This is a genomic window from Mycobacterium sp. GA-2829 (assembly GCF_001499965.1).
In the GTDB taxonomy this organism is placed as follows: Bacteria; Actinomycetota; Actinomycetes; order Mycobacteriales; family Mycobacteriaceae; genus Mycobacterium.
Genome location: NZ_LQIT01000031.1, coordinates 14,713 through 27,463 on the forward strand (window position 1 = coordinate 14,713; position 12,751 = coordinate 27,463).

General features: G+C 70.5%; 11 protein-coding genes and 1 tRNA gene. 10 read left to right on the forward strand and 2 right to left on the reverse strand.

Annotated features, from left to right (window positions below; genetic code table 11):
• The first annotated feature begins 127 nt into the window (after window positions 1–127).
• The gene (locus AU194_RS32875) at window positions 128–259 is read left to right on the forward strand and encodes a hypothetical protein (RefSeq protein WP_255374841.1); all 132 of its coding nucleotides are present in this window, start codon (window positions 128–130) and stop codon (window positions 257–259) included.
• A complete protein-coding gene (locus AU194_RS18680; protein WP_231743470.1) occupies window positions 256–1,191 on the forward strand; it encodes an SDR family oxidoreductase in 936 nt (311 codons plus the stop codon). Before AU194_RS32875 ends, AU194_RS18680 begins: the two co-directional genes overlap by 4 nt.
• Here the strand turns inward: AU194_RS18680 and AU194_RS18685 are convergent, their stop codons facing one another.
• Together AU194_RS18685 and selD are read right to left on the reverse strand one after the other, a co-directional pair.
• Window positions 1,192–1,575, reverse strand: coding sequence for a VOC family protein (locus AU194_RS18685; RefSeq protein WP_059090748.1), 384 nt, complete (start codon window positions 1,573–1,575; stop codon window positions 1,192–1,194).
• A gap of 11 nt (window positions 1,576–1,586) precedes the next feature.
• Entirely contained in the window at window positions 1,587–2,591 is a 1,005-nt protein-coding gene (gene selD / locus AU194_RS18690) for a selenide, water dikinase SelD (RefSeq protein WP_082698711.1), read from the reverse strand.
• Window positions 2,592–2,630: 39 nt separating this feature from the next.
• Here selD and AU194_RS18695 point away from each other — a divergent pair.
• From AU194_RS18695 to nrfD, 8 genes are all read left to right on the forward strand, one after another.
• Window positions 2,631–2,725 (forward strand) — tRNA-Sec (locus AU194_RS18695).
• A gap of 75 nt (window positions 2,726–2,800) precedes the next feature.
• Window positions 2,801–4,078 carry an L-seryl-tRNA(Sec) selenium transferase gene (gene selA, locus AU194_RS18700; RefSeq protein ID WP_059090749.1) on the forward strand — a complete coding sequence of 426 codons (1,278 nt, stop codon included), beginning with the start codon at window positions 2,801–2,803 and terminating at the stop codon, window positions 4,076–4,078.
• Window positions 4,069–5,766, forward strand: coding sequence for a selenocysteine-specific translation elongation factor (locus AU194_RS18705; RefSeq protein WP_059090750.1), 1,698 nt, complete (start codon window positions 4,069–4,071; stop codon window positions 5,764–5,766). The genes selA and AU194_RS18705 overlap by 10 nt, the downstream gene beginning before the upstream one ends.
• Window positions 5,767–5,802: 36 nt before the next feature.
• Entirely contained in the window at window positions 5,803–6,159 is a 357-nt protein-coding gene (locus AU194_RS18710) for a PadR family transcriptional regulator (RefSeq protein ID WP_059090751.1), read from the forward strand.
• Entirely contained in the window at window positions 6,150–7,502 is a 1,353-nt protein-coding gene (locus AU194_RS18715) for a permease prefix domain 1-containing protein (protein WP_059090752.1), read from the forward strand. The genes AU194_RS18710 and AU194_RS18715 overlap by 10 nt, the downstream gene beginning before the upstream one ends.
• Before the next feature lie 46 nt (window positions 7,503–7,548).
• Window positions 7,549–10,812 carry a formate dehydrogenase gene (gene fdh, locus AU194_RS18725; RefSeq protein WP_231743471.1) on the forward strand — a complete coding sequence of 1,088 codons (3,264 nt, stop codon included), beginning with the start codon at window positions 7,549–7,551 and terminating at the stop codon, window positions 10,810–10,812.
• A complete protein-coding gene (locus AU194_RS18730) occupies window positions 10,812–11,714 on the forward strand; it encodes a 4Fe-4S dicluster domain-containing protein (protein WP_059090754.1) in 903 nt (300 codons plus the stop codon). The genes fdh and AU194_RS18730 overlap by 1 nt, the downstream gene beginning before the upstream one ends.
• Window positions 11,714–12,748 carry an NrfD/PsrC family molybdoenzyme membrane anchor subunit gene (gene nrfD / locus AU194_RS18735; RefSeq protein ID WP_231743472.1) on the forward strand — a complete coding sequence of 345 codons (1,035 nt, stop codon included), beginning with the start codon at window positions 11,714–11,716 and terminating at the stop codon, window positions 12,746–12,748. Before AU194_RS18730 ends, nrfD begins: the two co-directional genes overlap by 1 nt.
• The last annotated feature ends 3 nt before the right edge of the window (window positions 12,749–12,751 follow it).

Below are 12,751 nucleotides of genomic sequence, written 5' to 3' on the forward strand. Positions count from 1 at the left end.
GCGACCGACCGTAACCGCTGTGTGCCACCGACGAGGCCGAATCGAGATGTCCGGGGGTTTGCCCGGCGGCCTCGCGGGTAATTCAAGATCTCCCAGCGCGCACCGAACCGACCGAAGGGACCCGTCGATGAGCACACCGATGCCTCGTCCGTGGCTGTTCCGTGCGGTGACGGCGCTGCTGCCGCGCCGGGCGCCCAAGAAGTCCGCGTGGGTGCCCGCGGCGCCCTCATATCTCAGTTATCAGGTCAGGATTCGTTGATCGACGACGCGGTACGGTTGGCCGGCCGAAGCGTCCTGCGGTTGGGCCGCTCCCTTCCTTTCGTCGGCGGGATGTTCGGCGCGCCGCCACATCTCGCCCTCGACGGCCGTGTCGTCTTCGTCACCGGCGCGGCCCGCGGCCTCGGCGCCGAGATCGCCCGGCAGGCGTATGCACGCGGTGCGCGGGTGGCCCTGGTCGGGCGTCGGCTGCCCCCACTGCAGGACCTCGCGGCTGAACTGGGCGACGGCGCAGCCGCATTCGAGGCCGACGTCACCGATTTCGACGCACTGCGGCGCGCGGCCGACGGCGCGGTCCAGACCTTCGGCGGGATCGACGTCGTCGTGGCCAACGCCGGGATCGCACCGCCGTCCGAGTCGGTGGCGACCATCGATCCCGAGACCTTCGAGCACACCGTCGAAGTGGACCTGCTCGGGCAGTGGCGCACCGCCCGCGCCACGCTACCCGCCGTGCTGGCCGCCCGCGGACACATCGCGTTCGTCGGGTCCATCTACGCGTTCTTCAACGGTGTGCTGGCCGCGCCGTACGCGATCAGCAAGGCCGGGGTGGAACAACTCTCCCGCGCGCTGCGGGTGGAGCTCGCCCAGCACGGCGCCACCTCGGGCATCGCCTACCTCGGCTTCATCGACACCGATCTGACCGCCGACGCGTTCGCCGACGAACACGCCGCGGCGATCCGCGGCGCCGCACCGGGATTCATCACCAAGCCGATGAGCACCGAGGACGCCGCAGCGGCCGTGCTCTCGGGGATCGAACGGCGCGCCGCACAGGTCACCGCCCCGTGGTGGGTGGGCCCGCTGCTCGCGACCCGTGCGGTGACCACGGCGGTCATGGACGACGTGCTGATCCACAACGCCAGCGTCACCGAAGCGGTCCGCGGCGCGGAAACCCTTGCCCTACGCGCGAAGCGGTGATCAGGGCCGAACGGTCGTCAGGCAGAACGGATGTCCGACCGGGTCGAGCAGCACACGCCAGGCCGCACCGGGTTGGGCCGAAGCCTCCGTCGCGCCCAACGCCACCGCCGCGGCCACCGCGGCGTCCAGATCGTCGACCGCGACATCGAAGTGCATCTGCTGACGCTGCGGACCATCTGGCCACGTCGGCGGCTCATAGCTGTCGACGCGCATCAGCGTGACCATCGGTCCGGCGCCCGCGAGTGCGATGACACCGCGGTCGGGTGTGGCGAAGAACTCCTGCAGGCCGAGCAGACCGCGGTAGAACGGGGCGAGCGCATCGGGGTCCGGGCAGTCGACCGAGATCGACGCCAGCGTGCCGACGGGTGTATCGGGTGTGGTCATGGGTCCTCTCCTCAGCGCACCACGATGGTGTGTTCACCGCGTGGCACGAGTTCGCCGATGACGGGTGCGCCGGGGATCTCCCCCGCGATCAGCAGGCCGCCGGAGGTCTGGGCGTCGGCCAGCAGCAGCGCCTCGTCCTCGGACACTGCGGACAAATCCGCATGCGGGGCAACCCATTCCAGGTTGCGCCGGGTGCCGCCGCTGACGTGGCCCGCGGCGAGCGCGTCGCGCGCCCCGGCGATGTAGGGCACCGCCGCCGCATCGACCACCGCGGTGACACCGCTGGCCCTCGCGAGTTTGTAGAGATGGCCGAGCAACCCGAAACCGGTGACGTCGGTGGCACATTCGGCACCGGCCTCGAGCGCCGCCACCGCGGCCTGTGCGTTGAGCGTCGTCATCACCGCGATCGCCTCCTCCGACCGCTCACCGGTGGCCTTGTGCCTGCTGTTGAGGACACCGATGCCCAGCGGTTTCGTCAACGTCAGCGGGGTGCCCGCCTTTCCGGCGTCGTTGCGCAGCAGGCGGTTCGGGTCGGCGATCCCCGTCACCGCCAGACCGTACTTCGGTTCGGGGTCGTCGACGCTGTGCCCGCCGGCCAGGTGGCAGCCCGCTTCGGTGCACACGTCGAGGCCGCCGCGCAGGGTCTCGGCGGCCAGTTCGAACGGCAGCACGTCGCGCGGCCACCCCAGCAGGTTGACCGCCACCACGGGCCGGCCGCCCATCGCGTACACGTCCGACAGCGCGTTGGCCGCCGCGATCCGGCCCCAGTCGTAGGGGTCGTCGACGACCGGGGTGAAGAAGTCCGTCGTCGCGATCAGCGCGGTGTCCCCGGCGATGCGGACGGCGGCGGCGACGTCGCCGTCGTCGAGTCCGACCAGCAGTTCGCCCACCGGATCCCGCGGTGTCGCCGCGGTCAGCCCGCGCACGACGTCCTCGAGTTCGCCCGGCGGGATCTTGCACGCACAGCCGCCGCCGTGGGCGAACTGCGTCAGACGGTAGGTCACGTCGGAGGTCATGCCCACCATGGTGCCTGCCATGATGGGGCGGTGGTCCAGGGAGGCGTATTCGGTCTGGTGACCGGCGCGATCTTCAAAATCGTCGAACGGCAGGATCTGTCGTTGGCGGGTTCGATTCCCGTCCGCCTCCGCCATGTTTCCCGTGATTTCGGTGTAGTTGGTTGCGCTGACCGCAACCGGCTACACCCAAATCACCAACGGGGTGCGGCGTGACCGACCCGCGCCGCCGCGTCCCCCACACCGACGCGCTGCTCACCGACCCTCGGCTGGCCGAGGCCGAACGCACGTTGGGCCGCACCCTGGTCAAGTCGGTCATCGCCGCCGCCCAGGAGCGGGCGCGCGCCGGGGACATCGCACCCGAACAGGTCGCCGACCAGGCGGTGGCCGCGCTGCCGGCCGCCGCGGTGAGCCTGCGGCCGGTGATCAACGCGACCGGCGTCGTCGTCCACACCAACCTCGGCCGCGCCCCGCTGTCGCAGGCGGCCGTCGACGCCGTCGTCACCGCCAGCGGCGCCACCGACGTCGAGTTCGATCTCGCGACGGGCCAGCGCGCCCGGCGGGGCCGTGGCGCGCTCGCCGCACTCGCCGCGGCCGTGCCCACCGCCGCCGCGGTGCACGTGGTCAACAACAACGCCGCCGCGCTACTGCTGACCGCGCTCACCCTGGCGCCCGGCAGGGAGATCGTCGTCAGCCGAGGCGAACTCATCGAGATCGGCGACGGGTTCCGCATCCCCGAACTCCTCGCATCGACGGGTGCGCGCATCCGCGAGGTCGGCACCACCAACCGCACTCACCTGCGCGACTACGCCGACGCGATCGGTCCGGACACCGGATTCGTGCTCAAGGTGCATCCGTCGAACTACGTCGTCAGCGGATTCACCAAGACGGTCGGCATCGCCGAGCTGGCCGGGCTCGACGCGCCGCTGGTCGTCGACATCGGTTCGGGGCTGCTGACCCCGCACCCGGTGCTACCCGACGAACCCGACGCCACGACCGCACTGCGCCAGGGCGCCGACCTCGTCACCGCCAGCGGCGACAAGCTTCTCGGTGGGCCGCAGGCCGGGCTGCTGTTCGGCACCGCCGAGCTGGTCGAACGGCTCCGCAGGCATCCGTCGGCGCGGGCGCTGCGCGTCGACAAGCTGACGCTGGCCGCACTCGAGGCGACGCTGGTCGGTCCGCCGGTCCCGGTCGAGCGGGCGCTGACCGCCGACGTGGCGGGTCTGCGCGAACGCGCGCAGCGGCTCGCCGCGCAGCTGCCCGATGCGCGGGCCGTCGACTGCGAGGCGGCGGTCGGTGGCGGCGGCGCCCCGGAGGTCACGCTGCCCAGTGCCGGGATCAGCCTGCCCGCCGAGTTGGCCGGACCTCTACGCGCGGGGACACCGCCGGTGGTCGGGCGCGTCGAGGCCGGCCGCTGCATCCTCGACCTGCGCACGGTCGATCCCGACGACGATCCGCGCCTGCTGGCGGCCGTCAGCGCATGTATGTAGTCGCGACCGCCGGGCACGTCGACCACGGCAAGTCGACGCTGGTGCACCGCCTCACGGGGATGTGGCCCGACCGGCTCGCCGAGGAGCAGCGCCGCGGCCTGACCATCGACCTCGGCTTCGCCTGGACCGAGATCGACGGCCACCAGGTGGCGTTCGTCGACGTCCCCGGGCACGAGCGGTTCGTCGGCAACATGCTCGCCGGGGTCGGGCCCGTCGCGGCGGTGATGTTCATCGTGGCCGCCACCGAGGGCTGGATGCCGCAGTCGCAGGAGCACCTCGACGCGCTCGACGCACTCGGGGTGCGGCACGCGCTGCTGGTGGTCACCAAGGCTGACCTCGCCGACGCGACGCCCGCCATCGAACAGGCGCGGGAGGCGTTCGCCGCCACCGGGATGGCCGATCCGCCGGTCGCCCTCAGCACGGATCTCGATGGGGTGCGCACCGGGTTGGTGCGGCTCGTCGATCGGCTGCCCGCGCCGGACACCGCGGCCGACGTCCGGCTGTGGGTCGACCGGTCGTTCACCGTGCGCGGCGCGGGCACGGTCGTCACCGGCACGCTCGCCGCGGGGACGCTGCGGGTGGGTGACGAACTCGAGCATGCCGGGCGGCGGGTGACGGTGCGGGGACTGCAGTCGCTGGGGACGTCTCGCGAGGCCGTCGAACCGGTCGCGCGGGTGGCGGTGAACCTGCGCGGGATCGACCGCAAGGACATCGGCCGCGGCGACGCCCTGCGCACGCCGGGGGCCTGGCTCGACACCGACGAGGTCGACGTGGCGCTGCGGGCGGCAGGCGATCTCAACCGACAACTGGTGCTGCACATCGGGTCCGCCGCGGTGCCGGTGCACGTGCGGCCACTCGGCACCGCCGCGCGGCTGCGGTTGGCGCGTCCGCTGCCGCTGCGGATCGGCGACGTCGGCCTGCTGCGGGATCCGGGGCAGCACCGCATCACCGCCGGGGTCGAGGTGCTCGACGTGCGCCCGCCCGCGCTGCGCCGACGGGGTGCGGCGCGCGAGCGGGGCGCCGAACTGGCCGCGGGCCGGGTGTCGCCGCCGGTGTGTGTGCGCGCGTCGGAGCTGCGGGCGATGGGGTTCGCCGCGACCGGTGTGCGGATCGGGGCGTGGGTGGTCGACCCCTCGTGGTGGGCGCAGCGGCGCGAGCGGGCGGTGAACGCGGTGCGCCGGTGGACGGCCGACCACGAGGTGGCGGCGGGGATGCCGCTGGAGACGCTTCGTCAGGAGGTGGGGTTGCCTGCGGCCGAACTGGTCGCGCCGCTGCTCGCCGACGCTGATCTGCGGGTCGCCGACGGCCGGGTCGGTGCGCCGGGGACGGCGCTGCCCGCGCGCGTCGACGAGGCGGTGCGTGCGGTGGAGGAGCTGCTCACCGCCGCGCCGTTCCAGGCGCCCGATGCCGACACGCTGACCCGATTACGGCTGGGCACAAGCGAGTTGGCGGCGGCGGTCCGGGCAGGCCGGCTGGTCCGGATCGCCGACGGTGTGGTGCTGGGACGCGACGCGTTGGAGCGGGCCGCGGGGATCCTGCGGGAGATCCCGCAGCCGTTCACCGTGGCCGAGGCGAAACGCGCGTTGGGGACGACGCGTCGGGTCGCGGTGCCGCTGTTGGAAGCGCTCGATGCGCAGCGGCTCACCCGGCGCGGGGACGACGGCACCAGGACGTTGTCCGAAACCTGACCACCGCATACCTAGAAGCGCTAGGGTAGCGGTGCTATGTATATCGACAAGGACCTCGTCGCGGCGACGGCGACGCCACTGGTACTCGGCATCCTCGCCGAGGGCGAGTCCTACGGGTACGCGATCATCAAGCGCGTCCACGACCTGTCGGGCGGGCAGATGCAGTGGACCGACGGCATGCTGTACCCGCTGCTGCACCGGCTCGAGCGGCTCGGCTACGTGTCGGCGTCGTGGGGCGTCTCCGACAGCGGGCGTCGGCGCAAGCACTACGCCATCACCGACGCGGGTAGGCAGATGCTGGCCGAACGCCGCAGTCAGTGGAGCGTGGCCGTCGATGCGCTGGATCAGGTGTGGCGCAACCTCCAGCCGCCGGTCGCCGAGGGATGGTCGTGATGGTCGACGCACCGCTCGAGGCCCAGATCGGCAAGTGGCGCGGTTACGTCGAACGCCACCAGGCGATCTCGCCCAACGACGCCGACGAGATGGAAGACCACCTGCGCAGCCAGATCTCCGATCTCGCCGCGGCGGGGCTCTCGGCCGACGAAGCCTTCCTGGTCGCCGTCAAGCGGATGGGAAACATGGGCGGGGTGTCCCGTGAGTTCGCGCGCGAACACTCCGAGCGGCTATGGAAGCAACTGGTCCTGCCGACCGGCACGACGGATGGGGCAGGCCGGCGAACGACGAACGAACTGCTCGTCGTCCTCGCGCTCGCCGTCGGCGCCGCGGTGGCCGTGAAGGCCGGCTGGGCGGTGCTCGGCGACCGCGGCTTCGCCCGCAACGCCTCGCTGTTCGTCCTTCCCTTCCTCACCGGATACTTCGCGTGGAAGCGCCGGATGCCGCCGCGGGACATCGCCACGCTCGCGGTGCCCTACGTCGTCGCGGCCGCCGTGCTCAACGCCTACCCCTTCGCGCCCGAGGGGGCGACGGAGGTCATCGCGGTGATCCACGCGCCGATCGTGTCCTGGTTCGTCGTCGGGGCGGCCTACACCGGAGGACGATGGCGATCCGACCGCAGGCGCATGGATTTCATCCGGTTCACCGGCGAGTGGGTGATCTACCTCGCGCTGCTCGGAATCGGTGGCGGTGTCCTCGTCGGCCTGACCGTCGGTGCCTTCGACGCGCTGGGCATGGATGTCGAGTGGGTGATCGAGAGCTGGGTGATGCCGTTCGGCGTGGCCGGTGCCGTCGTCGTGGCGGCGTGGCTGGTGGAAGCCAAACAGAACGTGGTGGAGAACATCGCCCCCGTACTGACGCGGGTGTTCACCCCGCTGACCATCGTCATGCTGCTGGTGCTGCTCGTGGCGTTCGCGGCGTCCGGCAGCGTCGTGGGCGTCGACCGCAACCTGCTGATCCTGATGGACCTCATCCTCGTGCTGGTGCTCGGCCTGCTGCTGTACGCGACGTCGGCGCGCGACCCGCAGTCGCCACCGGACCTGTTCGACCGCCTGCAACTCGTCCTCGTGGTGAGCGCCCTCGCCGTCGACGTGCTGATGTTGGTGGCCATGCTCACCCGCATCGCGGAGTTCGGCGCGACGCCCAACAAGGTGACCGCGCTCGGCCTCAACCTGTTGCTCCTGGTGAACCTGACGTGGTCGGCGCGGCTGCTCGTCGGATTCCTCCGCGGCCGTACCGGGTTCAGCACCGTCGAACGGTGGCAGACGCGTTACCTGCCGATCTTCGGCCTGTGGGCGGCCGTGGCGGTCGTCGTCATCCCGCCGGTGTTCGACTTCGTATGACGGGCTCTCGTGATTGGATGGACGCCAAGCGGGTAAGGAGGACGCCGTGGACTTCAGGAAGCTGATCGAGTCGTGGCCGGTCTACCGGCAGCTCACCGGCGACGACGCCCTGGGCCGCGGCAAGGCCGCCCAGTCCAAACGCTCCCTGACCCTGACGCCGCGCACCGCCGAATCGGACCGCGTCGCGCATTCGGTGTGCCCGTTCTGCGCCGTAGGCTGCGCCCAGAAGGTGTACGTCAAGGACGAGAAGGTCGTCCAGATCGAGGGCAACCCGGACAGCCCCATCTCCCGAGGTCGGCTGTGCCCCAAGGGTTCTGCGAGCAAGCAGCTGGTGACCGGGCCGCAACGCCTCACCAAGGTCAAGTACCGCCCGCCGTATGCCACCGACTGGCAGGAACTCGACCTCGACACCGCGATGGACATGGTCGCCGACCGCCTGCTCGACGCGCGGCAGAAGGGCTGGCAGCAGTTCGACGCCGACCGCAACACCCTGCGCCGCACCATGGGTGTCGCCAGCCTCGGCGGCGCCACCCTCGACAACGAAGAGAACTACCTGATCAAGAAGCTCTTCACCGCGCTCGGCGCGTTACAGATCGAGAACCAGGCGCGTATTTGACACAGCGCCACGGTTCCCGGTCTGGGAGCCTCCTTCGGTCGCGGCGGGGCGACGGACTACCAGCAGGATCTCGTCAACGCGGACTTCATCGTCATCATGGGGTCCAACATGGCCGAGGCCCATCCCGTCGGCTTCCAGTGGGTGGTCGAGGCCAAGAACCGGGGCACCGAGGTCGTGCACATCGACCCGCGGTTCACCCGCACCAGCGCGCTGGCCGACCGGCACGTCTCGCTGCGCGCCGGTAGCGACATCGCGTTCCTCGGCGGGGTGATCAACTACATCCTGTCGAACGACCTCGACTTCCGTGAGTACGTCACCGCGTACACCAACGCGTCGTTCATCGTCGACGAACGGTTCAGTGACGCAGAGGATCTCGACGGTCTGTTCTCGGGCTACGACGACGAGACCGCGTCGTACGACCCGTCGACGTGGCAGTACGAACGCACCGATCAGGAGAAGGGCGGCGCCGAGGCCAAGGAGGAAAGCGCCCCTTACGAATCCGGTTCCGGCGGGCCACCGGTCGAGGGCGGCGCCGGGGAGATCCCCCGCGACGAGACGCTGCAACACCCGCGTTGCGTGTACCAGATCCTCAAACGGCACTACGCCCGCTACACCCCCGAGATGGTCGAGCGGGTGTGCGGCGTTCCCGCCGCGCAGTTCCTCGAGGTGGCGCGAAAGTGGACGGAGAACTCCGGTCGCGAGCGGACCGCCGCACTGGTCTACAGCGTCGGCTGGACCCAGCACACGATGGGCGCACAGTTCATCCGCGCCGGCGCGATCATCCAATTGCTGCTCGGCAACATCGGCCGCCCCGGCGGCGGCGTCTTCGCGCTGCGCGGGCACGCCAGCATCCAGGGTTCGACCGACGTGCCGACGCTGTTCAACCTGCTGCCCGGCTACCTCGCGATGCCGAAGGCGGGCCACGAGACGCTGGCCGACTACCTCGACGACATCAAGAGCCGCAACCAGAAGGGCTTCTGGCACAACGCCGATGCCTACATGGTGTCGCTGCTCAAGGAGTACTGGGGCGACCACGCAGGAGCCGACAACGACTTCTGCTTCGACTACCTGCCGCGCATCAACGGCGACCACGGCACCTACCGCACTGTGATGGACATGGTCGACGGCAAGGTGTTCGGGTACTTCCTGCTCGGCCAGAACCCCGCGGTCGGCTCGGCGCACGGCAGGCTGCAGCGTCTGGGCATGGCCAACCTCGACTGGTTGGTGGTGCGCGACCTCGTCGAGATCGAGAGCGCCACGTTCTGGAAGAACGGGCCCGAGATCGAGACCGGGGAGATCTCCCCGGAGACCTGCCGCACCGAGGTGTTCCTGTTCCCGGCCGCCTCCCACGTGGAGAAGGCAGGCACGTTCACGCAGACGCAGCGGATGCTGCAGTGGCGCGAGAAGGCCGTCGAACCGCCGGGCGACGCCCGCTCCGAGCTGTGGTTCTTCTACCACCTGGGCCGGATCCTGCGGGAGAAGCTGGCCGGTTCCACCGACGAGCGGGACCGTCCGCTGCTCGAATTGTCCTGGGACTACGCGATGGACGGCGACGAACCCGACGGAGCGGACGTGCTGCGCCGGATGAGCGGCGTCGACCTGACGACCGGCCGCGCGGTGGACAACTACATGTCCCTGCGGGCCGACGGCAGCACGATGTCGGGCTGCTGGATCTACAGCGGGGTCTACGCCGACGAGGTCAACCAGGCCGCGCGGCGCAAACCGCACGACCAGCAGGGCCCCTACGAGAACGAGTGGGGCTGGACCTGGCCGATGAACCGGCGGGTGCTCTACAACCGCGCCTCGGCCGATCCGCAGGGCCGGCCGTGGAGTGAGCGCAAGAAGCTGGTCTGGTGGGACCCCGAGAAGCAGGAGTGGACGGGCTACGACATCCCGGACTTCGAGAAGAACAAGCCGCCGGACTACCGGCCCGAACCGGGTGCGGTCGGGGTCGCGGCCCTGCACGGCGACGACCCGTTCATCATGCAGGCCGACGGCAAGGGATGGCTGTTCGCCCCGAGCGGTGTCGCCGACGGCCCGCTGCCCACGCACTACGAACCGCACGAATCGCCGGTGCGCAACCCGCTGTACGCGCAGCAAGGCAATCCGGCGCGCAAAGTGTATGGGCGAGCGGATAATCCATCGAACCCGTCGCCGCCGGAACTGCACGGCGACGTCTTCCCGTACGTGTTCACCGCCGCCCGGCTGACCGAGCATCACACCGCGGGCGGGATGAGCCGCCAACTCCCCTACCTGGCGGAGTTGCAGCCCGCGCTGTTCGTGGAGGTCTCCCCGCAGCTGGCGGTCGAACGCGGGCTGACCCATATGGACTGGGCACATGTGATCACCAGCCGCGCGGCCGTCGACGCCCGGGTGGTGGTCACTGACCGGTTACGCCCGTTGCGCATCGAGGACCATGTGGTACATCAGATCTGGATGCCGTACCACTGGGGCAACGCCGGACTGATCGACGGCGACGTGGTCAACGACCTGTTGGGCGTGGTCGCCGATCCGAACGTGTTCATCCAGGAGAGCAAGGTCGCCACGTGTGACATCCAGCCCGGTCGCCGGCCGCGGGGACCGGCGCTGCTGGAGTACATCGCAATGTACCGGCAACGGGCGCGGATCACGATCGACACCGGAACCGACCTCGACACGACGGAACCGTCGACCGACCACACCGAGGAAACGTGATGAGCGACAACAGCTTCTACGGTCCACTCGCCGATCCGGCCGCCAACGCGGGCTACGAACAACATCCCGAGCGAGTCGGCTTCTTCACCGACACCTCGGTGTGCATCGGGTGCAAGGCCTGTGAGGTCGCGTGCAAGGAGTGGAACGAGGTCCCTGTCTCAGGAGATGGAGACGGGTTCAACCTGCTGGGCATGTCGTTCGACAACACCGGACACCTCGGCGCGAACTCGTGGCGGCACGTGGCGTTCATCGAACAACCTGCCCCGCAACGGGAAACGGTCGACCTGGGAATGCCCGACGTCAGCGGCGCGGGCATCGACATGGTCGGCCAACGACCGGACTTCCGCTGGCTGATGGCCTCCGACGTCTGCAAACACTGCACCCACGCCGGCTGCCTCGACGTGTGCCCGACCGGGGCGCTGTTCCGCACCGAGTTCTCCACAGTCGTTGTGCAGCAGGACATCTGCAACGGCTGCGGGTACTGCGTGTCGGGCTGCCCATACGGGGTGATCGAGCGCCGTGAGGGCGACGGCCGGGCGTGGAAGTGCACGCTGTGCTACGACCGGCTGCACGACGGGCTCGAACCGGCGTGCGCGAAGGCCTGTCCCACCGATTCCATCCAGTTCGGCCCCCTCGACGAACTGCGGGAGCGCGCGGCGTTGCGGGTCGAACAGCTTCATGAGCGCGGCGCCACCGAGGCCCGGCTCTACGGCCACGACCCCAACGACGGCGTCGGCGGCGACGGCGCGTTCTTCCTGCTGCTCGACGAGCCGGAAGTGTATGGGCTGCCGCCGGATCCGATCGTGCCGACTCGGGATGCGGGTGCGATGTGGCGGTACGCGGGGATGGCCGCGTCGGCGTTGGTGGGTATCGCCGTGTCGGCGTTCCTAGGGCGGGCCTGATGCCCAAAGAGCAGTTGGCCGTCCCGAAGGCGGAGTTCCGGTCCTACTACGGGCGGCAGATCCTCAAGACGCCGGTGTGGAACTGGATGATCGCGGCATATCTGTTCGCCGGTGGACTGTCGGCGGGGTCGGCGATGCTCGGCGCGGGCGCGGATCTGACCGGACGCCCGCAGCTGCGGAAGGCCTCGCGGATCAGTTCGCTGATCAGCCTGCTGGCGAGCATGTACTTCCTGATCGGCGATCTCGGCAGGCCCGAGCGGTTCCACCACATGCTGCGGGTGGCCAAGCCGAGCTCGCCGATGAGCGTGGGCACCTGGATCCTCGGCGCGTACGGGCCGGGCGCCGGGCTCGCCGCGGTGGCCGAGTTGATGCCCGCGCGGCTGCGCCGCACCCGGTTGGGCGGGCTGCTCGCGTGGGCGGCGCGGCCGGCCGGGCTCGAGGCCGCGGCCGTCGCGCCGGGTGTCGCGTCGTACACCGCGGTCCTGTTGTCGCACACCGCGGCTCCGGCATGGCACGAGGCGCATCCGTATCTGCCGTTCGTGTTCACCGGATCGGCGGCGGCCAGCGGCGGCGGGCTGGGCATGCTGCTCGCACCGCTCGACGAATCCGGGCCTGCCCGCCGGATGGCCGTGGCGGGGGCGGCGCTCGAGGTGGCGGCGTCACGGACGATGGAACGGCGCCTCGGTTTCGTCGGACAGGCCTACACCACCGGCAAGGCGCACCGGCTGCGGCAGTGGTCGGAGATCCTGACCGTCGGCGGCGCGGTGGGCGCGGTCGTCGGCAGGCACCGCGCGGTGCTCGCCGTGTCGGGCGCCGCCCTGCTGGCAGGCAGCGCCCTGCAGCGGTTCGGGGTGTTCGAGGCAGGCGTCGAGTCGACCAGGGACCCGAAATACGTTGTGGTGCCGCAGCGGGAGCGGCTCACCGCGGGTGAGCAGGCGCGCGGTGACGCACCGGGTGCGCAGTTCCCCCGGATCACCGCGACGGTGCGCAAGGCGCGCACGGCCGCGGCGGGTGTGCTGTCGCGGTCACGCTGACTC

Excerpts from the sequence above, each read along its gene's own strand:
- AU194_RS32875 (WP_255374841.1), top strand. The coding sequence starts at position 128 with ATGAGCACACCGATGCCTCGTCCGTGGCTGTTCCGTGCGGTGACGGCG.
- AU194_RS18685 (WP_059090748.1), bottom strand. The coding sequence starts at position 1,575 with ATGACCACACCCGATACACCCGTCGGCACGCTGGCGTCGATCTCGGTC.
- selD (WP_082698711.1), bottom strand. The coding sequence starts at position 2,591 with ATGACCTCCGACGTGACCTACCGTCTGACGCAGTTCGCCCACGGCGGC.
- AU194_RS18705 (WP_059090750.1), top strand. The coding sequence starts at position 4,069 with ATGTATGTAGTCGCGACCGCCGGGCACGTCGACCACGGCAAGTCGACG.
- AU194_RS18710 (WP_059090751.1), top strand. The coding sequence starts at position 5,803 with ATGTATATCGACAAGGACCTCGTCGCGGCGACGGCGACGCCACTGGTA.
- AU194_RS18715 (WP_059090752.1), top strand. The coding sequence starts at position 6,150 with ATGGTCGTGATGGTCGACGCACCGCTCGAGGCCCAGATCGGCAAGTGG.
- AU194_RS18730 (WP_059090754.1), top strand. The coding sequence starts at position 10,812 with ATGAGCGACAACAGCTTCTACGGTCCACTCGCCGATCCGGCCGCCAAC.
- nrfD (WP_231743472.1), top strand. The coding sequence starts at position 11,714 with ATGCCCAAAGAGCAGTTGGCCGTCCCGAAGGCGGAGTTCCGGTCCTAC.